Here is a 22,518-nt window from a genome sequence, read left to right as displayed (position 1 = left end):
CCACACCGGAGCGGGGTACCGGGCGGCCGACCGGGCGGGCGCGCCCTCCGCCGCGCCCGCCCGGCACGGGATCAGCCCACCGGACCGAGCAGCCCCGGCAGTTCGACGACGGACGTCAGCACGTGCGTCGCCCCGTCGGCCCGCAGCCGCTCCTCGCCGTGGGCGCCGGTGAGCACCCCGGCCACCACGGACGCCCCGGCGCGCGCGCCGGTCAGCATGTCGTAGCCGGTGTCGCCGGCCACCGCGATCTGCCGCACGGACTCGGTCCCGGTGCGCAGCAGCGCGGTGAGCGCGAGGTCGGGGTACGGGCGGCCTCGGCCCGCCTCGGCGGGGCAGAGCGTGAGGTCGGCGATCGACTGCCAGCCGAGCGCGGTGAGGATGCGGTCCTGGGTGGCCCGGGAGAAGCCGGTGGTGAGGACCACCGTCCGCCCCTGGCCTCGGAGTTCGGCGATCGCCTCGGCCGCGCCGGGCAGTGCCGCGCAGTGACCGGCGTCGACCAGGTCGTGGTAGGCGGCCTCGAAGGCGGTGTTCGCCCGCTGGGCCTTCTCCTCCTCGCCGAACAGGTGCCGGAAGACGGAGATCTTGGACTCGCCCATGGTGGCGCGGACGTGCTCCAGCATGCGGGCGTGCTCGGGGCTGCCGGCCTCGACGCCGAGGGTGCCGGCGGCGGCCTGGAAGGCCCGCTCGACGAGGCCGTCGTCGGCCACGGTGGTGCCGGCCATGTCCAGGACGACCAGGCGGATGTCGTACGACATTTCAGTTCCTCTTACAGGTTGGCGAGTTCGGCGGTGGTTTCGGCGATGGCGGGCGAGCAGGTCATGCCCCGGCCGCCCGGGCCGGTGACCAGCCAGACGCCGTCGCGGACGCGCTCGCGATGAACGACCCGGGTGGTGTCGACGCACTGCGCGTACACCCCGGCCCAGCGGCGCCGGACCCGGGGCAGCGGGCGGCCGAGCAGTTCCTCGGCCACGCCGACCAGGTGGTCGTACGGGTCCTCGACCACGTCGAAGCCGAACGGCTGGTCGTACTCGTGGGTGTCGCCGATGGTCAGACCGCCGTCCCGGCGCTGCACCATCAGCAGCTGCATCTTGTGCTCGGCGGCGACCGGCGGCTGCGGCTGAACGGCCTTGAGGTGCTCCAGCGCACCGCCGGCGAAGGCGGGGTAGTAGCGGAAGGAGTCGCCGTCGGCGACGGAGGTGGTGAGCGGTTCACCCAGCGGGTCGGTCTGCATCATCTGCAACCGCACCTTGCGGACGGGCAGTTCGGGGGCGAGCTCGCGGACCAGGCCGCCCAGCCAGGCGCCGGTGCAGAGCACGACGAGGTCGCCGGTGTGGGTGTCGCCGTGGTCGTCGCGGACGGCGTTCTCGCCGATGACGTCGCGGACCTCGCGCCCGGGCAGGAAGGTGTACCGGCCGGTGGCCAGCAGGGCGGCGCGCAGCGCGGGCTGGGCGGTGCGCGGCTCGACGGCGGCGTCCCGGTCGCACTGCAGGGCGCCGAGCAGCTTGCCGCGCAGGGCCGGGTTGGCGGCCCGGGCCTGTGCCGCGTCGAGCAGCCGGTAGCCGCGCGCCGCGGCGTCCGGCAGGGTCAACGCCTGCTCGGCGACGGCGAGTTCGGCCTCGGTGCGGATCGCGGTGAGCGAGCCGTTGGCCCGGAAGCCGAGGTCGGGCACCTGGCCGCCGATCCGCTCCCAGAGCTCGCGGGCACGCAGCGCGGTGTCCAGTTCCTCGCCCTGGGCCCGGCCGCTGACCCAGACCAGGCCGAAGTTGCGCACCGAGGCGCCACGCGCCTCGGTCTCCCGCTCCAGGTGGACGACCTCGTGGCCGCGTTCCACGGCGTGCCAGGCGTGCATGGTGCCGAGCACGCCTGCTCCTACGACGATGACTCTCATGCGGCCAGGGTGGTGCCGCCAGGTGACCGAGGGGCGTCGGAGCGGCGGCCCGCAGATGAACCGACCGAAAAGTTGTACAGCCAACCTGGGGCGAGGGTCGCGACTCGGGCCCGAGGCCGGGGCGCGAGGCCCGGGGCACCCGCCCCGAACCCCGCCCGGCCCGCCCCGGCAGCTCGCCCGGGTGCCCCGCGCCGGGTGCCCCGCTACCGTCGCACCGTCGCCCGCAGGTAGTTCCGCCGGCCGAACTTCGGCTCGTCCACCGCCGTCAGCTCCTCCACCTGGAACCGGTACAGCGCCGCCGCACCGCCCCCGGTGAGGAACTGCCGCCGGATCTCCGCGTCCTGCGCGAAGGCGGGGTACCGACCCTGGTAGGCGGCCAGCGCCGACTCGGCCTGCCGCCCCCACGCCTCCCCCGCGCTGCCGGTCAGCTGGAGGCCGCGCAGTTGCTCGCCGAAGACCGGCGGCGGCAGGAAGACGGTCGCCGCCGCCCGGGCCTCCTCGGCCAGGTGGTGGCTGTGCCGGGTGGCACGCTCGCTGACGAAGTAGAGGACGAGGTCCTCGTCGTACGCGAAGAAGGCGAGGTTGGCGTGCGGGCCGTGCTCGTGGCCGGCGGTCGCGAGCGTGAGCACCATCGCCTCGGCCAGCAGCCCCTCGACCCCCTTGCCGAGCTCCTCGGCCGGCCAGTCCCCCTGGGTGATGTCGAGTCCGTACGGCATGGGCAGCACTTCCCTCCACTGGCACGCCCGGCGCCCGTGGCGCCCGGGCACGACTGAGCCGGGCGGGCGCCGCGTCCACAGGGGCCCCACGCCCGGCTCACATGCTCTCCCCGCCACCCCGGTCACACAAGGGTCGGACGGCACCCGTCCCGCTCAGCCCCGCCGCATCGTCGCCGGCGGTCGGCCACCGGCCGGCGCGGGCAGCCCGGCGCCGAGGAGCGGGCGCAGCGGACCGCTCCGCACGCGGTCGACCAGCGGCGCGGCCCGGCCCGCCACCGACGCGAGCGGAAGCGCCACCAGTACGCCGACCACCGCACCGGCCAGCACGTCGTGCGGGTAGTGCACGCCCACCCACACCCGGGAGGCACCCATCAGGACGGCGGCGACCCCGGCGATCCACCCGATCCGCCGGTCGGCGAACCAGAGCGCGGCGGCGGCGGCGAACGCGACCACCGTGTGGTTGCTCGGGAACGACCAGTCGCCGGGTCCGGGGCAGGTCTCCAGGGTGTCGCGCACCCCGAGCTGGGCGCAGGGCCGGACCTCCTCCACCACTCCCTTGAACACCGAGTTCACCGCGTACGCGACGACCACGATCAGCGGCGAGGCGAGTACCCGCGCTATCACCACGGACCCGGCCCCCCGCGCACGCCACCACGCGGCGAGCATGAGCAGCGCGAAGAGCGCCAGGCCGAGCGCGGACCAGAGCGCGACCAGCCGGTCCAGCCAGTGCGGCGCGGCGTCGGCCCAGCCGACCACCCGGGTGTACAGGCCGCCGTCGACGCCGCTGCCGTCGTAGGCGGCCTGCGGGCCGGCCGCGTACGACGCGGGCGCGGGGGCGGGGACGGTCACGGCCGCCGCCGTCGGCAGCAGGACGGTCACCGGCGGGCCCTTCCGGGGCGGAACACTTCGAGAACAAACGGGAGCATGGAGACAACTACTACCAGAACAGTGGTCGCCACCGGATACCGATCGATTCCGGGCACGCCCGGCGGGCCCTCCTCGGGCGGCCTCGCAGGTCGGCGGCCGGCCCCGCCGCGCTCGCCGCCTCCGGACGCTCCGGCGGCGGCCCCGTGACCGGCATCCGGACATGCGCCCCCGACGCGCCTCCGTGCGCCCGACGCGCATCCGTCACGACCGCCGCGACCGGTCCGCCACCCGCCGCGACTCCGCCCCACTCCGGCCCGCGGCGCCCCGCCGCAGCCCCGTTCCCGGCCCGCGCCGGACCCGCCGCACCCCCGCCCCACCACCCGGCACGACACCGCGACCCGGCGCGGGACCGCGCCCCGGAAGGCCGCCCACCCGCCTCGCCGCACCCCGCCTCCGGCCACGCACCACCCGCCCCCGCAGCCACACCGGACCCGACGCCCGGCGGTCATAACTCATTGGCATGTTCACTCTCATACCCCGTGGTATTCCGACTTGGCAGACCCCATCCCCAGGAACCGGCAGCGCCCGTACTCTTTCGTCAACGCGTCAACCCGGCGCGCCCTCGAACGGCGGCGAGGAGCAAACGGAGTGCGGCAGACCGGACGGCAGACCCGACGACCCGAACGTCGAACTCCGCAGACCGCTGCGGAGCTGGCCAAGGTCCACGAGCGCGCCCTCGCCGAGGCCGCCGCCCGCAGCGCCGCCCGGGACGCCGCCCCCGACGACGACCAGTCGCGCCTCGAACCCCGTCCCGAGATCGGCGACTCCTGGGCCCGCCTGCGCCGGCTCGGCCTCGACCCGGACTCCGGCGCCGCCGCCGTCCACCTCGGCCCCGCCGAAATCGAACACCGCCGCCGCACCAGCGGCCTCGACCCGGTGCTCCCGGTCCTGCGCGACACGCTGCTCGAACCGGTCGGCCAGGCGCCGCTGATCCTGGCCATCGCCGACGCCGACGGCCACATCCTCTGGCAGGAGGGCGAACGCGGCCTGCGCCGCAGCGCCGACCGGATCGGCTTCCTCACCGGCGCCCGCTGGGTCGAGGAGAGCGTCGGCACCAACGGCATCGCCGCCGCGCTCCGCGCGCAGCGCCCGATGCACGTCCACTCCGCCGAGCACTACCTCCGCAGCCACCACTCCTGGACCTGCGTCGCCGCGCCCGTCCACGACCCGGGAACCGGGCGGCTGATCGGTGCGATCAACCTGAGCGGACCGGCCCACACGGTCCGCCCGTACCTCCTGCAACTGACCGCCACCGCCGCCAGACTGGCCGAGACCGAGCTGCGCGCCCGGCGGCTGGAGTCACTGCACCACCTGCGCACCCTGGCGGCCCCGCTGCTGGCCCGGGTGAACGGTCCGGCCCTGGTCGTGGACGCCGCCGGCTGGACCGCCGCCGCCGCCGGATTCCCCCCGCCCGCGCGGCTGCGGCTGCCCGCCGGCGGCTGGGGCTCGGCTGCCGTGCACTGGCTGCCGAGCCTGGGTGAGTGCGTGATCGAGCCGCTGGCCGACGGCTGGCTGGTCCGCCCGGTCCGCCCCCAGGACGACGACCCGACCGCGACCGGCGGTCCGGACGGCCGGCCCGACGAGGGGCTGCTCGCCGAGCAGGCCGAGGGCGCCCGGCTCCGGCTCGACCTGCGCCGGCCGGACCGCGCCGAGCTCTCGGTGCACGGCGCCGCCGGCAGCTGGTCCCACGGGCTCAGCCCGCGCCACGCCGAACTGCTCCTCCTGCTCGCCACCGAGCGGGACGGCCACACCGCGGCCCAGCTGGCCGACGGCCTGTTCGGCGACCCGGCCCGGACGGTGACGGTCCGGGCCGAACTGTCCCGGCTCCGCCGCTACCTGGGCGGCCTGCTGGCCCACCGGCCGTACCGGTTCGCCGAGTCGGTGCTGGTCAGCGTGCTCGGCCCGGAGGACCCGTACGACCTGCTGCCGAGCTCGTCGGCACCGGCCGTACGCCGGCTCCGGACGGGGTTGGCCGACGGCACGGCCCGGCTCCCCGGCCCCCCGCCGTTACCGGGCCCGCGCGGCCCCGGCGACGCGGCCGTGCCACGAGCCCTGCCCGCACACCCGTCCCGACCCCGCGCACACCACCGGAACGCGCAGCCCGTCTCCGGACAACCCGTCTCCGTGCAGATCGTTTCCGTACAGCCCGCCTCCGCGCAGCCCGTCGGCACGCAGCCGGTCCGCTCGCAGCTCCCGGGCGCACACCTGCCCCCGCCGTCGCCCGCCGGCCCGCAACCCTCGCGCGCCCAGCCTCCGGGCCCACGGCCCGTCCGGCCTCAGCCGCCCGTCAGCAGCTCGGACAGCTGGGCGTCGGTCGGCCCGTAGGCGCGCTCCGCCTCCTCCGAGACCAGCGCGTACGTGCGGTCCAGCCAGGCCCGGACCTTCGGTTTGGAGACCTCCAGCAGGGCGCTGCCGTGCGGCGATTCCAGCGCCAGGTGCAACGTCGAGCCGTGGCACGGACAGTACGCCGGCCACAGCTTGACGTCGCCCTGACCGCTCAACGAGCGCAGGCCGTCGCGCAGAAGTTCACGCGAGAACACCCAGTCGGCCTCGTCCGGCCGGCCCAGGTGGAACGTCAGCAGCACCTCGTACGGGCGGTCGGCGTCGAACCGGAACCGCGTGCGGACCTCGCCGACCACCTCCTCGCCCAACGAGATCCGCAGGGTCAGCACCTCCTCCACCGCCGCCGGAGCGGCGGTGGAGCCTGCCTCATCGCCGCCCGTGGGGGTAGCGGCGAGAGGGGCACTGGAGGGTGCTGACAGCGGGTCGGGCGGCATGACGATCTCTCCGGGACGGCGTGGGATGGCATCAGCCTGCGCCACTGGTCACCGGGCGGCAAGGGTTGCAAGGAGGTTGCAATAATCCCTGCCCGACCGGGCAGATCCTTACCGATCCTGTCAGACGGACCGTCAACTTCCGCTATCCGAAGGGTTGTCCACGGATCGGATCGGTTCCGTCCGAGGGCTGGCCACCCCCGGGCCGCCCGCTGGTACGCTCGTCCCCCTGCCGGCGCGCGCCCGCGCGCGAGTCACCGGTGGACCCCGCACGCGCAGCCCCGGACGAGACCTCGCCGGACCGGCCGGCCAGGCGGCCGTCCGCCCGGTCCGGCAGCACCGGCGCCGCCGTCGGTACGTGGGAGAATGCGACGACCGCAACGGCGACTTCAGGGGAGGGAGGGGGCCCGGTGACTCTGTCCGAGGACGCCGGTCAGGACGCGGCGTACCCGCACGACCGACACCGCGAACGCCACGGCCGGAACGGTCGGCACGGTCGGCCGAAGCCGTTCGGCGGGCGCCTCCGGCTGCCCACGCTGCGGTTCTCCGGTGCCGCGATGGCGATGTCCACCGTGGTCGGCATCAGCATCGCCACCACCTTCCTGCTCAACGAGCAGCAGGGCGTGGGCCGGCGCGCCGGGGTCGCCCGGGTCGGATCCAGCGGGCCGCCCAGTCCGGTCTCCCCCGACGCCAACGGGCCCTCCTCCGACCCGACCGCCACCGGGCCCGCGGGCCGCGCACCGGCCGTCCCTCCGCAGGCCGGCGGAACCGGCGCGCCGGGACCGGCCGCGGGGACGCACTCCCCCGGCCCGTTCGCGTCGGGCGCGCCGCGCCCCGGGAGTTCCGCGTCCGGCCGGCCGCTCGCCGAAGGTCCGGCCGCCTCGCGCGGCCCGGCCACCTCGCACGGCCTCACCGGCGAACCCTCCGCCCAGGCACTCGGCGGGAACGGGCCCGGCGGCAACGAGGCCCTGGGCGGCGATCCGAGACCCGGCCCGAGGGCCGCCGACGGCCGGCAGCCCGGCGCCGACCCGGCGGGCACCGACGGACCGCAGGCCGACGGGTACCCGGCCGCCGAGCGGCCCCCCGCCGGAGAGCCCGCCGACGGCACGTCACCGTCCGGACCGTCACCGTCGGCCCCCGCGCCCTCCGTTCCGCGGCCGCTCGTCCCGTCGCCGGGCGGCGCCGCGCCCCGCCCGCCCGTCGCGCCCCCGGGCCCGGGCGGCCTGACCTCCGAGGAGACCGGAGGCAGGGAGGCCGGAGGACGGGAGACCGGCAACGAGAACCCGACCGCCGGGACCGAGAGCGGCACCAAAACCGGCGACACGGACGACACCGACCACACCGACCGGGCGCTCACCGGCGCCGCCCTGGTCCAGTCCCTCGGCCGCGACGGCACCCGGCACCTGCTCGCCCTGACCGTCACCGAGCCTCTCACCGCGCTGCAGACCGAGTTCCGGCTCGCCCCCGGCACCCTGGCGCCCGGTTCCGGCACCGCCTGGACCGACCTGGCGGGCGCCGTGACCACCACCCACCACGAACGCGGCGCACTCGTCTACCGCTTCACCACGCCGCCCGGCACCGACGTCCGCCCCGGCCGGTACGTCTTCGGCGTCCTCGGCAGCCGCTCCACCGCGGCCACCGCCGCACCGGGCGCGGGACCCGCGCCGACGGCCCCCTCCGCAGCGCCCGCGCCGAGTGCCGCCCCGCGCCCGGCCACCGCGCCGGAGACCTGGAGCGCCGCGGCCTTCGGCATCCAGCACCCCCGCGCGGTCGCCGCCCTCGGCACCTTCGCACCCCCGACGGACGCACCCGGCGCCCCCGCCGGACCCTCCGCGTCCGCCGTACCGCGCCCCCGGGCCCACGCGACCGCACCGGCCCGCTGACCTGGCCCGCTGCCCCGGCCCGACCACCGGGTCGCCCGCCGGAGGACCGCCCGGCCACCGGACGGGTCGGCTCCCTTTCGGGCTCATCTCGGCCACCTCGTTCGTTACTGTGGTCGCCAGTCGGCACAGCCGTCCCGTCCCACGGGGCCGGCCCCGCACCACCGCATCCCAGGAGGAGTTCGTGTCCACGGTCCTGACCCAAGGCGGAAACGCCCCGCTGACCACCGCGCGGGTGACCGTCGAGGTCACCGCACCCAAGGCGCTGGACGTCTCGGGCCTGCTGCTGACCGATGACGGTAAGGTCCGCTCGGACGCCGACTTCGTCTTCTACAACGCCCCGAACGGGCCCGGCGTGACCCACCGTCCGGCTTCCGCCGGCGGCCCGGACGCCATCGCCATCGACACCACCGCCGTCCCGGCCGGCATCACCAAGATCGTGGTGACCGCCAGCCCGGACGAGTCCGGCGCGACCTTCGCGGGCATCGAGCCGACCGCCACCGTCCGGGACAGCGCCACGGGCGAGGTGCTGGTCACCTTCACCCCGCCGCCGCTCGGCCGGGAGACCGCGCTGATCGTGGTCGAGGTCTACCAGCGCAACGGCGCCTGGAAGGTCCGCGCGGTCGGCCAGGGCTACGCCGACGGCCTGGCGGGCATCGCCACCGACTTCGGCGTCAGCGTCGAGGAGCCGGCCGCCCCGGCCGCCACGGCCCCCGCCGCAGCCCCGGTCGCCCCGCCCGCCGCGCCAGCCCCCGCCGCGCCGACGGCCCAGACGGTCCAGACGCCCGTCGACCCCCGGGTCGCGATGGCCTCCGCCCCGCCGATGCCGCAGGGCGCCCCGCCCGTGCCCCCGGCGCCCCCGGCCGCACCGTCCCTCACCAAGGTCACCCTGGACAAGGGCCGGGTCAGCCTCACCAAGGGCGGCTCGGTCTCCCTGGAGAAGAACGGCAAGCCCTTCCTCTCCTCCATCCGGATGGGCCTCGGCTGGGAGCCCGCGGGCCGCGGCCGCAACATCGACCTCGACGCGTCCTGCATCGCCTTCGACGCGAAGCGCGAGAAGCTGGACACCGCCTGGTTCATGAAGCTGGGCATCTTCAACGGCTCCATCGTCCACTCCGGCGACAACCTGACCGGCGAGGGAGGCGGCGACGACGAGTCGATCACCGTCCACCTCAACGGCCTGCCGCCGGAGGTGTGCGGCCTGGTGTTCGTCGTGAACTCCTTCTCCGGGCAGAAGTTCACCGACGTCAAGAACGCCTACTGCCGTCTGGTCGACGCGTCCTCCAACCAGGAGCTGGTCCGCTTCGACCTCACCCAGTCCGAGCCCCGCACCGGCGTGGTGATGTGCAAGCTGGTCCGCCAGTTCTCGGGCGAGTGGGTGATGACCGCGATCGGCGAGTACGTCGACGCCAAGACCGCCCGGGCGATGGTCAAGCCCGCCGCCTCGATGCTCTGACCGCACCCGCACCGGCACCGGCACCGGCACCACCGAGGGCCCGGCCGCTCCCGCGAACAGGAGCAGCCGGGCCCGTCGGCTCCCTGCCGCGTCAACCCGTTCGCGCCCTCGGGGCGGCTACTCCTCGATCGCCCCGCCCACCTGCCGGAGGTGCCGGCGGAAGGTGTACTCCGGCTCCCGGGCACGGCGCTCCAGGTACTGGTCGAACGCGGTCTGCCGGCGCAGCGTGTCGCCCGAACGGATCCGCTCCGCCTGGACGCGCTCGGTGCGGGCGATCCCGACGGCGGTCTCCAGTACCTCGTCCACCCGCGGGCCCGGGACGAACAGCGCGCCGTCCGCGTCCGCGAACACCACGTCCCCGGCGCTCACCAGGTGCGGGCCGAAGCGGGCCGTGGTCAGCGCCTCCGACTCCCGGTCGTCCACCCGGACCGGCCCGAGCGGCAGGCTGCCGTAGCTGAACACCGGAAGCCCGATCTCCAGCAGCTCCGGCGTGTCCCGGTGCAGTCCCCACACCACCAGCCCGGCCACCCCGGCGGCCCGCGCCTCCAGCACCGCGAGGTCACCGACGCACGCCTCGTCGACCCGCCCGCCGTTGTCGATCACCAGCACGTCCCCGGACTCCGCGGAGCCGTACGCCTCCAGGAAGACGTCGACGCTGCCGTAGTGCCGCACCGGCAGCACCCGCCCGGCGACGCGGCTCCCCGGGGCCACCGCGACCACCCCGGCGGGCGCCACCCGCACCTCGACGCCGAGCCGCACGCACGCGTCCGCCACCAACGGCGTCGACAGCTCCGCGAACCGCTTCATCACCATGCCAACTCCTTCTTCCCGCAGCCCAGTTCACCAGCGGGAGGATCCTACGCCGCAGCCGGTCTCCCACCATCGGGTGAAAGACCGTCGCGCACGGCGCAACTCCCCCGACCCGCCGTGGGCGTGACGCGCATCCGAAGGAGGGGCATCACGAGTGCTGTGGTGCACGAGCAACCGATCACGGGTTCCCTGTCGCAGGAGGACTTCCTCCGAGCTCCGGCCCCGGACGACGAGAACGGCCCGCACCCCTCCGCGCATCGGGGGTACGGGCCGTGTCCTCGGCGGCGGTCGTCAGCCGCGGGTCGCCATGGCACGCAGGAAGAACGTCAGGTTGGCCGGGCGCTCCGCGAGGCGGCGCATGAAGTACCCGTACCATTCCTGCCCGTACGGGAGGTACACGCGCATGGTGTTGCCCTCGCCGGCGAGGCGCAGCTGCTCCTCGGGGCGGATGCCGAAGAGCATCTGGTACTCGAACGAGTCCCGCTTGCGGCCGTTCCACTGGGCCAGCTGGCCGGCGATCTTGATCATGTTGGGGTCGTGCGAGGCGATCATCGGGTAGCCCTCGCCGGCCATCAGGACCTTGAGCGCGCGGACGTACGCGAGGTCGACCTCGTGCTTGCCCTGGAAGGCGACCGACTCGGGCTCCTTGTAGGCGCCCTTGCAGAGGCGGACCCGGGAGCCGGCGCCGGAGAACTCGCGGCAGTCGGCCTCGGTGCGGCGCAGGTAGGCCTGGAGGACGACGCCGAGCCACGGGTAGTCGGCGCGCAGCTCGCGCGCGATCGACAGGGTGGAGTCGGTGGTGGTGTGGTCCTCCATGTCGAGGGTCACCGTGGTGCCCGCGTCGGCGGCGGCCTCGCAGATGCGGCGGGCGTTCTCCAGCGCGATCTTCTCGCCGTCCACCGGGAGGAACTGGCCGACGGCCGAGAGCTTGACCGAGACCTCGGCGCCGGCGGCCAGGCCGGTGTCCTTGAGGGCCGCGAGCAGGTGCTCGTAGGCCTCGGCGGTACCGGCGGCCTGGGCCGCGTCCTGGGTGTCCTCGCCGAGGTGGTCCAGGGTGACCTTGCGGCCGGTGGCGACCAGGTCGTCGCAGGCGGTGACGGCGTCGTCGAGGGCCTCGCCGGCGACGAAGCGCTCGACTATCGCGTGGGTCGGCGGGAACTTCTCGACGACGGTGCGGACCTGCGGGGAACGGGAGGCCGCGAGGAGGGCGGAACGGAGCATCGTGACTCCTGGAACTGGTGCTTCTAAGGGTGGCAGAAAGGCGGGCGGCGGACCGGGGGGTGGGGTCCGCCGCCCGAGGGACGCCCGGTTGCGGGACCGGGCGTCAGGGGACAAGGTCCCGGGGGGAGGACGTTCAGCCCATGTGCGGGTAGCGGTAGTCCGTCGGCGGGACGAAGGTCTCCTTGACCGAACGGGTCGAGGTCCAGCGGGCCAGGTTCTGCTTGGCGCCGGCCTTGTCGTTGGTGCCCGAGGCGCGGGCGCCGCCGAACGGCTGCTGGCCGACGACCGCGCCGGTCGGCTTGTCGTTGATGTAGAAGTTGCCGGCCGCGTTGCGCAGCTTGAGCATCGCGTGCTGGACGGCCTCGCGGTCCTGGGAGATGATCGCGCCGGTCAGGGCGTAGTCCGACACCGACTCCATCTGGGTCAGCATCTCGTCGTACCGGTCGTCCTCGTAGACGTGCACGGCGAGGACCGGGCCGAAGTACTCGTCACGGAAGTACTCGCTCGCCGGGTCCTGGCAGACCAGGACGGTCGGGCGGACGAAGTAGCCGACGCTGTCGTCGTACGTGCCACCGGCCAGCACCTCGACCTGCGGGTCGGCCTGGGCGCGGTCGATCGCGGCCTTGTTCTTGGCGAACGCCCGGTCGTCGATGACGGCGGACATGAAGTTCGACAGGTCGCTGACGTCGCCCATGGTGAGGCCGTCGACCTCGTCGCGGAACTCGTCCTTCAGCTCGGCCCAGATGGACGCCGGGACGTAGGCGCGCGAGAGCGCCGAACACTTCTGGCCCTGGAACTCGAAGGCGCCGCGGGTCATCGCGGTCTTCAGGACGGCCTTGTCGGCGGACGGGTGGGCGACCAGGAAGTCCTTGCCGCCGGTCTCGCCGACGATCCGCGGGTAGGTGCGGTAGCCGGAGATGTTGGTGCCGACCTCGCGCCACAGGTGCTGGAAGGTGGCGGTGGAGCCGGTGAAGTGGATGCCGGCCAGCGCCGGGTGCTTCAGCGCGACCTCGGAGACGGCCAGGCCGTCGCCGGTCACCATGTTGATGACGCCCTTGGGCAGGCCCGCCGCCTCCAGCAGCTGCATCAGCAGGTGCGCGGAGAACTGCTGGGTCGGCGACGGCTTCCAGAGCACCACGTTGCCCATCAGCGCCGGCGCGGTCGGCAGGTTGCCGGCGATGGCGGTGAAGTTGAACGGGGTGATCGCGTAGACGAAGCCCTCCAGCGGGCGGTGGTCGCTGCGGTTCCACACGCCGTCCGAGGAGATCGGCTGCTCGGCCATGATCTGCCGGGCGAAGTGCACGTTGAAGCGCAGGAAGTCGACCAGCTCGCAGGGGGTGTCGATCTCGGCCTGCTGGGCGGTCTTGGACTGGCCGAGCATGGTGGCGGCGGCCAGGGTCTCGCGCCAGGGGCCGGCCAGCAGGTCGGCGGCCCGCAGGAAGATCGCGGCGCGGGAGTCGAAGGAGAGCGCCTGCCAGGCCGGGGCAGCGGCCAGGGCAGCATCGACGGCGTCCTGCGCGTCCGCCTGGGTGGCGTTGCGCAGGGTACCGAGCCTCGCCGCGTGGTTGTGCGGCTGGACGACGTGGATCTCGGCGCCGGCGCCCATGCGGCGCTCACCGTTGATCGTCATGGTCAGCTGGACCGGCTCCTGGCCGCCCAGCTCCTTCAGCTTGGCCTCCAGACGGGCCCGTTCGGGGCTGCCCGGGGCGTAGCTGTGGACCGGCTCGTTCACCGGCGCGGGGACCTGGGTCACAGCATCCATGAGCGCACGCTCTCCTTCATGTCTTGCGGGGATGCCGGCGCGGGTCGCACGACGGCCACAGGACGAACGCTATTCCCGCACCAGGGCCCGCTTGATTGGCCGGGCGGCTAAAATCATTCGCACGGCGTTGTCCAACTGGATGAACAGCCGGCCGATCGCGCCGATCTACGCGCGGACCGCCGCAACGGCGAGGCGGCGGAAGGAAGGCGGACCGGTCCCCGGACGGGGCCGGCCGGTGCCCGAAGGAGGCGGACCGATGACCAGCCCGGGCATCCCGCTCCGCCAGTTGCTGATGTCGCTCGGCGAGCCGCTGGTCGAGCTCCAGGCCGCCCCGCACGGACTGGACGTCGCCGTCCGCGACGTGGCGATCCTCGACCCGGAGGACCCGCCCACCGCCGCCACCGGCGAGCTGGTGCTCGCCATCGGCGCCCGGGGCCGGGCCGCCCTCCCGGCGCTGCGTGCGGCCGGACGGGCCGGCGCCGCCGCGGTGGCCGTCAAACTGGACGCGCCCGGGCAGGCCGACGCGCTGCGCGAGGCGGCCACCGAGGCGGGCGTGGCCCTGCTCTCGGTCCGCCGGGAGACCCGCTGGGAGCACCTCGACTCGCTCGCCCGCGCGATCATCGCCGGGCCGGACACCCCGGACTCGCCGGGCACCGCCGAGCACAACGCCGGCGACCTCTTCTCGCTCGCCCAGACGGTCGCCGTCCTCACCAGTGGCATCGTCTCGATCGAGGACACCTCCAGCCGGGTGCTCGCCTACTCGCGCTCCTCCGACTCGGACGAGGTGGACGACCTGCGCCGGCTCTCCATCCTCGGCTGGCAGGGCCCCGAACCGTATCTGTCGAAGCTCCGCGAGTGGGGCGTCTTCCAGCACCTGCGCACCTCGGACACGGCGATCGCGGTCGACCCGCACCCGGAGCTGGGCCTGCGCCGCCGGCTGGCGATCGGCATCCGGGCCGGCGCGCAGCCGCTCGGCACCATCTGGGTGCAGGAGGGGGCCCAGCCGCTCGCGCCGCTGGCCGAGCAGGCCCTGGTCGGCGCGGCGCGGGTGGCGGCGGCCCAGCTGGTGCGCCGACGCCGGGAGCTGTCCGCGGACGTCCGGCTGACCCGGACGCTGCTCACCGGCCTGCTGGAGGGCTCCACCGGCGCGCAGTCGCTCGCCACCCACCTGGGGCTGGACCTGCGCCGCCCGGCGACCGTGCTGGCGTACAGCGCGGGCTCCACCGAGGAGCTGACCCGGGCCGAGGTGACCGGCCTGATCTCGGTGCACACGGCGGCCCGGCACCGGACCGCGCTGCTCGCGCCGATCGAGTCCCGGGTGTACGTGCTGCTGCCGGAGCTGCCGGCCAACCTGCCGATGGCGACGGTGCGGGACTGGGCGCAGGAGGTGGTCGAGGCGGCCCGGGACCACCTGGGCGTCCCGCTGCGGGCGGCGATCGGGTCGACCGTGGAGGGCCTCGCCCAGGTGCCCGACTCCCGGGCGCAGGCGGACCGGATCCTGGACGCGATGGGCCGCGGCGGGGTGGACCTGGAGGTCGCGGCGCTGATCGACGTGCAGGCGGAGGTACTGGTCAGCGAGGTGCTGGCGCTGCTCCAGGAGCGCGGCGGCCTGCGCGACCCGCGGCTGACCGCGCTCACCGCGTACGACCGCCGGCACGGCACCCGGCTCGGCGAGTCGGTGCTGGCCTGGCTGGACGCGCTGGGCGAGGTCAGGGTCGCGGCGGACGCCCTGCACATCCACCCCAACACGCTGCGCTACCGGGTCCGCCGGGCCGAACAGCTGACCGGCATCGACCTGGCCCAGCCGCAGCAACGCCTGCTGGCCATGCTCCAGCTCCGGCTCCCGGCCGAGCCGTAGCCCGCCCGCTCCACGCCCGGCCCTGGTCCGGGCCCCCGGGGGGACGCACCCGTCGGGGGACGCGACGGGGGCCCGCCGAAGCGGGCCCCCGTCACTCACCTGCGGTCGGTTCAGGCGCCGTAGCCCTGGCCGCGCTTGTGCTCGTTCAGCCGGTGCCACGGGCCGGTGATGGCCAGCTGGATGCCGGGGACCTGGATGTTGGCGAAGAGGGTCTTGCCGTCGTCCGAGAAGGTCACGCCGGTGAACTCGCTGAACTCGGGCTTGGTGGCGGTGCCGATGTTCAGGTCGTTGCGGGCGATCGGGTAGGTCAGCCCGTCCTCGGTGGCGCCGAACAGGTGGGACACGCCCTCGCCGTCCTCGGCGATCACGATGCCGCCGTACGGCGAGACGGTGATGTTGTCCGGGCCGTCGTAGTTGTCGTGGTCGCCGAAGACGTCGGTGTTGACGCCCAGCAGCACCTTCAGGGTGATGGTGCGGCGGACCGGGTTGTAGAACCAGACCTGGCCGTCGTGCTGCACCGGGCTCTCGGAGCGGGCGAAGCTGGAGACGAAGTAGAAGCCGCCGTCACCCCACCACATGCCCTCCAGCTTGCGGGCGCGGGTGACCTCGCCGTCCTTGAACTGCTTGCGGATCGAGACGGTGCGGGCGTCGCGGTCCTCGACCTTGACCCAGTCCACGCCGTAGGTGGTGCCGACCGTGGTGGCGCGGGAGAGGTCGTCGACGAACTTGCCCTGGGCGTCGAAGACCTTGAAGGCCTCCAGCAGACCGGCGTCGGCGGCCAGCTTGCGCAGCTGGTAGCGGCCGTGCTTGAAGCCGGCCGGCGGGGTCCAGCGGAACAGCAGGCCGTTCGGGTTCGAGGCGTCCTCGGTCAGGTAGACGTGGGCGCGCTTCGGGTCGACGACGACGGCCTCGTGGGCGAACCGGCCGAAGGCCTTCACCGGCTGCGGGTCGCGGTTGTAGTCGTCGTCGAACGGGTCGACCTCGAAGATGTAGCCGTGGTCCTTGGTCAGGCCGTTCTTGCCGGCCTTGTCCTCGGTCTCCTCGCCGGACAGCCAGGTGCCCCACGGGCTGACGCCACCGGCGCAGTTGGTGGAGGTACCGGCGATGCCGACCCACTGCTCGACCTTGCCGTTGGCCTTGGCGTGCACGATGGTGCAGCCGCCGGCTGCGCCCGGGTCGTAGACGTGGCCCTCGATCAGCGGGACCGGGTTCGGCCAGTTGGCACGGCCGCCGGACAGCTCGTGGTTGACGACCAGCAGGTTGCCGCCGCGCTCGTCCTCGAACGCCGCGGTGCCGTCGTGGTTGCTCGGGGTGAACTCGCCGGTGCGCAGCTTGGTGACGCCGGTCCGGTTGACGACCTTGTACTTGAAGCCCTTGGGCAGCGCGAGCAGGCCCTCCGGGTCCTGGACCAGCGGGCCGTAGCCGACGGCCACCCGCTCGGCCTCGGCGACGGCGGCGGCCGGCGCCTCGCCGCCGACCGGGGCGGCGATCGCGCCCGGCGCGCTGGCCAGCGCCTCGGCGCTGCCGGCGATCAGAACACCGGCCCCGACGACGGTGGAACGGTTGACGAAGTCCCGGCGGGACAGCGACATGGCAGTCACTCCTGAGGGGTGGCGCCGACCGGGACGGTCCCCGGTGCATGGCGTGCGAGGTGTCGAGGCTGGACGTCGACGCCCAGAGACTCCGCCCGTTCGGTGAACGCACGGTTAAGCAGATGCCTCGTCAGGGTGGTCATTTGCCGACCGTATTCGAACTCATGATCCGCCCTTCCCCGACGAACCGCAGGTCGAGCGGGCGAACGGGGGCTCAGCGACCGTTCCGGGCCACCCGCCACTGCTCCCAGGAGGCCAGCCAGAGCTGTTCGCAGAGACGGTGCTCCTCGCCCTCCCCGAGCCCCTCCGGAACCCGGTCCTGCGGCCCCCGGCCGGCCCGGCCGCGCCGGACCTGTTCCCAGGCCCGCTGCGCCGGCAGGCTCGCCACCTCGCTGGCGAACACCGTGTACCGGATCACCTCCTCGACCGCGGCGTCCCCCTCCGGCGTCCCCACCACCCAGTGGGTCAGCTGGGAGAGCCGGTTGAGCTGCTCGACCATCGACGCCACCGCGGCCAGCGCCTCCTCCCGGGTCTCCGAGGCGAGCCGCATCTGCTGCCGCACGGCCGTCTCCCAGCGCAGCGCGCCCGCCTCCGCGCGGGCTCCGCGGGACGGCCTGGGCGCCCGTCCGGCCCGGACCCGCGCCTCGACCGCGGCGGCCTCGCTGATGCCCTGGGCGATCACCGCCCGGTGCGCCTCCAGGCCGGTGGCCAGGGCGAGTTCGCGCTCGCCCAGGGGTACCTGACGGCCCCGCCGGACGGCCAGGTCGCGCAGCATCGCGGTCCGGCCCCGCAGGTACCGCTCCTGGTCACCGATCCGGGCCAGCTCGACGCCGCCGGGCGGCACCCCGCGGCCGCAGACGGTGACGGTCAGCCCGTCCAGCCGGAGGCGGCCGGCCCACACGGGTTCGGCCCCGCTGATCGGGCAGCAGCCGGGCAGCGCCGCACCGGACCAGAGCCCGCGCCGGTCCTCGTGCACCTCGACCGCGCGCGGCTCGCCGTCCACGGTGATCCACTCGCGCAGCGCCCGGACCCGGCCGGGGCCGTCGCCCTCGTCCACCCCGAGCTGTTCGTAGACGCGGTCGCGCTCGTCCTCGACCACGTCGTCCAGCTCGGGCAGCGGCCCGAGGCGCTCGACGCCGGGCCGGTGGGTGCGCACGGTGATGAACGGGCCTTCGGGGGAGCTCCAGTCGCCGGAGCCGACCTCGATCCAGCCCGGCCCGGCGACGGTACGGACGCCGCCGAATCCCGCGCCGGCCGTCCCCGTACCGCCGGACCGCGCACCGGACGCCTCGGTGCCGGCACCGCCGGAGGCGGCGCCACCGGCCTCGAACGCGACCAGCACGGCCCCGCCCGGCCCGAGCAGGGGCGCGGCGCCGTACACCGGGAAGGAGGCCGAGGCGAGGGTGCGGCGGGCGAACTCCTCCTGGGCCGCCAGGCACTCCTCCAGGTCGTCACCGCGGCATCCGTCCGGCCGGTCGAACCGGTCCACCGTCCCCGCGCCGTCCCTGTGCCGGCCGTCCCGCCCGCTGCCGCTCGCCCGCGTCATCCCGCGCCGCACCTCCTGGTCCTCGCCGTGCCCCGTCGACTGCGGGCAACGATACGTGGCCCGACCTGCCGGGTCATCAGGCCCTTTGCCGCAGCGGGCCGATCGGCCCGGCAAACGGAACCGGCGGCCGGCGGCCGTGTCCGGGCGCCCGGCTGTCGGTCCCCCTTCGTACGCTGGCCGGCATGACAGCAACCACGGAATTCCCGGCCCGGATCAGCATCGTCACCCTCGGGGTCACCGACCTCGACGAGAGTGCCCGTTTCTACGAGGCACTGGGCTGGCGCCGCTCCTCCGTCTCCAGCCCGGAGATCGTCTGGTTCCGCACCGCCGACTCGGTGCTCGGCCTCTTCCCGCACGACGAGCTGGCCGCCGACGCGGGTGTGCCGGCCGGCGGCGAGCCCTCGTTCCGGGGCGTCACCCTCGCGGTGCACCTGGAGTCGCCCGCCCAGGTGGACGCCGCGCTGGAGCGGGCGGCGGCGGCCGGCGCGACGGTGGTCAAGCCGCCGGCGCCGACCAGCTGGGGCGGCTACTCGTGCTACTTCGAGGACCCGGACGGCCACCTCTGGGAGCTGGCCCACAACCCGTTCTTCCCGATCGCCGAAGGCGGCTCGCTGGACCTGCCGTGAGGCCGGCGACCGATCGGGCGGGCCGGGCGCCCCGCCGCCCCCGCAGCCGGGCCACCCGCCACCCGGGCGGCCCCGGGCGGCTCAGCCCTTCGACCGCGCCTTGAACGCCGCCTTGCGGGCCTCCTTGGCGACCGTCCGGTCCAGGTGCAGCTCGCCGACCGCCTCCAGCACGTCCGCCGTGTACGGGTGGTCGACCCGCCACAGCTCGCCGAAGTAGCTCGCCGGATTGCCGGTCACCGGCAGGTCCGTGATCAGCTCGCGCAGCTGCTCCGGGTCGCCGCCGGAGTCGAGCAGCTGGGCCGCGAACGCGTCGACCACCGTCCACAGCGCCATCGCCCGCTCGGGCGCGGGCACGTCGGCCGCGCCGAGCGAGACCAGCCAGGTCCGCGCCCCGCCGCCGAGCTCCGGGTCGTCCAGCACCTCCCGGACGGCCGGCTCGGCGGGCCCGCCGAGCATGGTCAGCGCCGAGTGGCAGAGCATCCGGCGCATCGGGGCGTACGCGTCGTGGCCGCGCGCCGCGGCGAGCAGCTCGCGCGCCGCCTCCACCGGGTCCCGGTCGGTGATCCAGACCCGCAGTTCCTCCTCGGGCAGCACGTTGGCGGCCTCGCTGATCCCGCTGAGCAGCGCGGCGGCGTCGCCCCCGGCCAGGTCGCCGACCAGCGGCGCGTCGTAGCCGTCCTCCAGCAGCCACTGCCGGATGCCGTACTGGCCCAGCGGCGTGAGGCGGACCAGCCCGAAGCGGGCGGACTCCGCCTCGTCCAGCGGCTCCTCCGTGTCGGCCTCCGGCGCCGCGGCCTCGCCCTCCTCCTCGTCGAAGAGGTCCGGGTCGATCGGCCGGTAGTCCAGCAGGCCCAGCTCGGCCAGGTCCGCGAGCATCGGGTCCAGGGCGACCATCACGTCGGTGATGTCACCGAGCAGTTCCTCGCTCGGTTCCTCGCCCTCCGGCACCACCAGGAGCGCGGCCAGCACGCCGAGCGGCACGGTCTCGCCGCCCGGCTCGGCGAAGGCCGTGGTCTCGTACAGCACCTGGAGCGCCTCGTCGAGCAGCTCGGCGGCCTCGTCGCGGGCCTCCTCGACCTCGCTGAGCCGGTCCTCGTCGTCCTCGTCCTCGTCCTCGTCCGCCGAGGTCTCCGAGCCCTCGGTGTCCTCCCCGCCCTCCCCGCCCGCGTGACCGCCGTGCCCCTCGTGACCCGGCTCGGGCATCGAGTCGGCCTCGACGGCCAGCTCACGGACGATCCCGGCGGCGGTCAGCCACAGCTCCAGAACGGTCTCCGGGTCCCCCTCCTCGGCCGGTTCCAGGTCCGGCCCGGGAACGGCGACGTGCTCGCCGGCCGCCGTGGTACCGATCTCGATCAGATCCAGGTCACAGGCCAGCGACCAGGCGCGCATCGCCTCGACCACGGCCTCCTCCGACACCTCGCCCTCCTCCGGCGCGAGGCCGAGCAGCCGGGCGGCCGGCTCCCGGTCCGGGTCGGTGAGGTCGCCGAACTCGTCCACGGTGCGGTGCGGGGCCGTCCAGCGGGCCAGCTCCAGGGCCCACCCGAACATCGGGACGGCCTTCGCCTGCGCGGCCAGCTCGGCCTCGGGCGGCAGCGTCACCGGCGGCACCAGCACGGCCGAGTCGTCCAGGTCGTCGTCGTCCAACCCGTGTGCGGCGAACGCCCCGTACAGATCCTGCAGCTCCAGGTCGGCGGGCAGCACCGCACCCTCGCCCGGCGTGCCCGCCTCCGAGGTCCCGGCGTTCTTACGACGTCGTGCGGCCATCGTTGCGCGTTCTCCCTACCCCGAGGTCAATCCGCCGGCCCCGCGGCATCACCCGCGCGCACCGGTCCATCACCTCAGCGTATAGGCCGCGCACGCCCGATGCCCGGCCTCAAGGGGCGCGCGCCGCGAGCGCGCGCCTACCCCTTATCCTTCGAATCGGTACCGCGCACACCCCGCGCGGGCCCACGGGCAACGAAGCCCACTTCAGCTCACCCGCTCCACCAGGGAGCCCCGCACCGAGGCCACCACCACAGCGCCCAGGACGGGCGCGCCGGCATACCCCGCCGACCCCGGTGGTGCCCGGCCACAGGAGACCCCTGCCATGGCGGACCTCTCCCCCGCCGGCTCCGGCCTGCGCACCGCGCAGCTCGACGGACGCCGACTGTCGGAGGCCCTGCTTCCCCTGGAGCTCGCGCCCCGCGCCCAGCTCCGGCTCGCCGCGATCAGCCGCTGGAACGCGCTGCGCGGTGTCCGCGTCGGCCTCGTCGCCGCCGCCCTCCTCTTCATGCTGATCGGCGCCAACCTGGCCACCCCGATCTACCCGCTGCTCCAACAGCGGCTGTCCCTGACCGCGCTGGACACCACCGTCCTGTTCACGATCTACGTGTTCGCGCTGGTCCCGGTGCTGGCCGCGGTCGGCCACTGGTCGGACCACCTCGGCCGGCGGGCGCTGATCCTGCCCGCCGTGGCCCTGGCCGCCGCCGGGGACGTCGTCTTCGCCACCTCCGGCAGCTTCTGGCAGCTCGCCGCCGGCCGCGCCGTCCAGGGCGTCGCGGTGGGCCTGTCCACCGGCGCCGCCGGGGCCGCCCTCGGGGACCTGCTGCCCGACCACCCCACCCTGGCCGCCAAGCTCACCCTCGCCTGTTCCGCGGGCGGTGTGGCGCTCGGCCCGGTGGTCGGCGCCCTGCTGGCCGGCGGCTCCGACCCGCTGCTGACCCCGTTCCTGCTGCACGCGATCGCCCTGCTGGCGCTCTGCGTGCCGCTCGCGCTGGTCCACCCCCGGATGCCCGGCCGCAACCGCCCGCCGGCCTCCCCGCCCCGCATCACGACCCCGGCCCACCTGCGTCCGCAGCGCCTGGCCCTGCCGATCACCGGCCGCCGCGAGTTCCTGCTGGCCTCCTCGGCCGGCTTCATCTCCTACGCGGTCTTCGGCGTCTACCTCAGCCTGGCCCCGGCCTTCTCCGCCAAGCTGCTGCACACCGACTCCCGCCTGACCGGCGCCGTCGTCGCGGCCCTGCTGCTCGGCTCCTCGGCCGCCGCCCAGCTGCTCGTCCCGCCGACCGCCGACCGCCTGGTCATCGCCCTCGGCATGGCCGGCCTGGCCACCGGCCTCGGCCTGGTCGTCACCGCCCAGTACACCGGCACCCCGGCCCTGCTGTTCATCGGCAGCGTCCTCGGCGGCGCCTGCCAGGGGATCGCGTTCCGCTCGCTCTTCACCGGCGCCGTCGCCGCGATGAACCCGGAGCGCCGGGGCTCCGAGCTCTCCTCCCTCTGGGTGATCGTGTACCTCGGCTCGTCCCTCCCCATCGTCGCCGTCGGCGCGCTCGTCCAGGCCTACGGCCTCCTCCCCGCCACCAGCGGCTTCGTCCTCCTCGCCGCAGCCCTCTGCGCCGCCCTGGCCGTCGCCGTCGCCCGCCGGCCCAGGCACGCCTGACCACGGGAAACGCCGCTGCCCGGGACGGAGGATCCGTCCCGGGC

At 74.9% G+C, this 22,518-nt stretch carries 17 protein-coding genes; 6 read left to right on the top strand and 11 right to left on the bottom strand.

Annotated features, from left to right (window positions below):
• Positions 1-71: 71 nt before the first annotated feature.
• From ACFWOG_RS26675 to ACFWOG_RS26660, 4 genes are all read right to left on the bottom strand, one after another.
• Positions 72-755 carry a phosphonatase-like hydrolase gene (locus ACFWOG_RS26675; RefSeq protein ID WP_329876300.1) on the bottom strand — a complete coding sequence of 228 codons (684 nt, stop codon included), beginning with the start codon at positions 753-755 and terminating at the stop codon, positions 72-74.
• Positions 756-766: 11 nt separating this feature from the next.
• Entirely contained in the window at positions 767-1,888 is a 1,122-nt protein-coding gene (locus ACFWOG_RS26670; protein WP_329948653.1) for a TIGR03364 family FAD-dependent oxidoreductase, read from the bottom strand.
• Positions 1,889-2,091: 203 nt separating this feature from the next.
• Positions 2,092-2,604: a pyridoxamine 5'-phosphate oxidase family protein gene (locus ACFWOG_RS26665; RefSeq protein ID WP_329876304.1), complete on the bottom strand. Its 513-nt coding sequence runs from the start codon at positions 2,602-2,604 to the stop codon at positions 2,092-2,094.
• Between the two features lie 153 nt (positions 2,605-2,757).
• Complete coding sequence (locus ACFWOG_RS26660) at positions 2,758-3,453, bottom strand: phosphatase PAP2 family protein (RefSeq protein WP_380361239.1); 696 nt, start codon at positions 3,451-3,453, stop codon at positions 2,758-2,760.
• A gap of 666 nt (positions 3,454-4,119) precedes the next feature.
• Here ACFWOG_RS26660 and ACFWOG_RS26655 point away from each other — a divergent pair.
• Positions 4,120-5,856, top strand: coding sequence for a GAF domain-containing protein (locus tag ACFWOG_RS26655; RefSeq protein ID WP_329948652.1), 1,737 nt, complete (start codon positions 4,120-4,122; stop codon positions 5,854-5,856).
• On the opposite strand, the gene ACFWOG_RS26650 is transcribed toward ACFWOG_RS26655, so the two are convergent.
• Entirely contained in the window at positions 5,808-6,308 is a 501-nt protein-coding gene (locus tag ACFWOG_RS26650) for an SsgA family sporulation/cell division regulator (protein ID WP_329876308.1), read from the bottom strand. The two genes, ACFWOG_RS26655 and ACFWOG_RS26650, sit on opposite strands and share 49 nt — an antisense overlap.
• 407 nt (positions 6,309-6,715) lie before the next feature.
• Here ACFWOG_RS26650 and ACFWOG_RS26645 point away from each other — a divergent pair, with 407 nt between their 5' ends.
• Complete coding sequence (locus ACFWOG_RS26645; RefSeq protein WP_380361238.1) at positions 6,716-8,188, top strand: hypothetical protein; 1,473 nt, start codon at positions 6,716-6,718, stop codon at positions 8,186-8,188.
• A 193-nt stretch (positions 8,189-8,381) separates the two neighbouring features.
• The gene (locus ACFWOG_RS26640) at positions 8,382-9,641 is read left to right on the top strand and encodes a TerD family protein (RefSeq protein ID WP_329948694.1); all 1,260 of its coding nucleotides are present in this window, start codon (positions 8,382-8,384) and stop codon (positions 9,639-9,641) included.
• Between the two features lie 117 nt (positions 9,642-9,758).
• Here the strand turns inward: ACFWOG_RS26640 and ACFWOG_RS26635 are convergent, their stop codons facing one another.
• From ACFWOG_RS26635 to pruA, 3 genes are all read right to left on the bottom strand, one after another.
• Positions 9,759-10,454 carry an RraA family protein gene (locus tag ACFWOG_RS26635; protein ID WP_380361237.1) on the bottom strand — a complete coding sequence of 232 codons (696 nt, stop codon included), beginning with the start codon at positions 10,452-10,454 and terminating at the stop codon, positions 9,759-9,761.
• A gap of 288 nt (positions 10,455-10,742) precedes the next feature.
• Entirely contained in the window at positions 10,743-11,672 is a 930-nt protein-coding gene (locus tag ACFWOG_RS26630) for a proline dehydrogenase family protein (RefSeq protein ID WP_329876311.1), read from the bottom strand.
• 133 nt (positions 11,673-11,805) lie between these two features.
• Entirely contained in the window at positions 11,806-13,434 is a 1,629-nt protein-coding gene (gene pruA, locus ACFWOG_RS26625; RefSeq protein WP_329876313.1) for an L-glutamate gamma-semialdehyde dehydrogenase, read from the bottom strand.
• Positions 13,435-13,690: 256 nt separating this feature from the next.
• On the opposite strand from pruA, the gene ACFWOG_RS26620 reads away from it, so the two are divergent.
• The gene (locus ACFWOG_RS26620; protein ID WP_329948650.1) at positions 13,691-15,292 is read left to right on the top strand and encodes a helix-turn-helix domain-containing protein; all 1,602 of its coding nucleotides are present in this window, start codon (positions 13,691-13,693) and stop codon (positions 15,290-15,292) included.
• A gap of 110 nt (positions 15,293-15,402) precedes the next feature.
• Here ACFWOG_RS26620 and ACFWOG_RS26615 read toward each other — a convergent pair whose 3' ends face one another.
• The gene (locus tag ACFWOG_RS26615; RefSeq protein WP_329876317.1) at positions 15,403-16,884 is read right to left on the bottom strand and encodes an alkaline phosphatase PhoX; all 1,482 of its coding nucleotides are present in this window, start codon (positions 16,882-16,884) and stop codon (positions 15,403-15,405) included.
• 214 nt (positions 16,885-17,098) lie between these two features.
• Complete coding sequence (locus ACFWOG_RS26610) at positions 17,099-18,430, bottom strand: hypothetical protein (RefSeq protein ID WP_329948649.1); 1,332 nt, start codon at positions 18,428-18,430, stop codon at positions 17,099-17,101.
• A gap of 182 nt (positions 18,431-18,612) precedes the next feature.
• On the opposite strand from ACFWOG_RS26610, the gene ACFWOG_RS26605 reads away from it, so the two are divergent.
• Positions 18,613-19,056 (top strand): VOC family protein, encoded by a 444-nt coding sequence (locus ACFWOG_RS26605; protein WP_329948648.1) that lies wholly within the window; start codon positions 18,613-18,615, stop codon positions 19,054-19,056.
• 81 nt (positions 19,057-19,137) lie between these two features.
• Here ACFWOG_RS26605 and ACFWOG_RS26600 read toward each other — a convergent pair whose 3' ends face one another.
• A complete protein-coding gene (locus ACFWOG_RS26600) occupies positions 19,138-20,820 on the bottom strand; it encodes a hypothetical protein (RefSeq protein WP_380361236.1) in 1,683 nt (560 codons plus the stop codon).
• A gap of 322 nt (positions 20,821-21,142) precedes the next feature.
• Here ACFWOG_RS26600 and ACFWOG_RS26595 point away from each other — a divergent pair, with 322 nt between their 5' ends.
• The gene (locus tag ACFWOG_RS26595; protein WP_355399838.1) at positions 21,143-22,474 is read left to right on the top strand and encodes an MFS transporter; all 1,332 of its coding nucleotides are present in this window, start codon (positions 21,143-21,145) and stop codon (positions 22,472-22,474) included.
• Positions 22,475-22,518: the final 44 nt, after the last annotated feature.

Source organism: Kitasatospora sp. NPDC058406, from assembly GCF_042722765.1.
Lineage (GTDB): Bacteria > Actinomycetota > Actinomycetes > Streptomycetales > Streptomycetaceae > Kitasatospora.
Note: the sequence above shows the minus strand (reverse complement) of the source record. Positions and strands in the feature narration are given on the sequence as shown.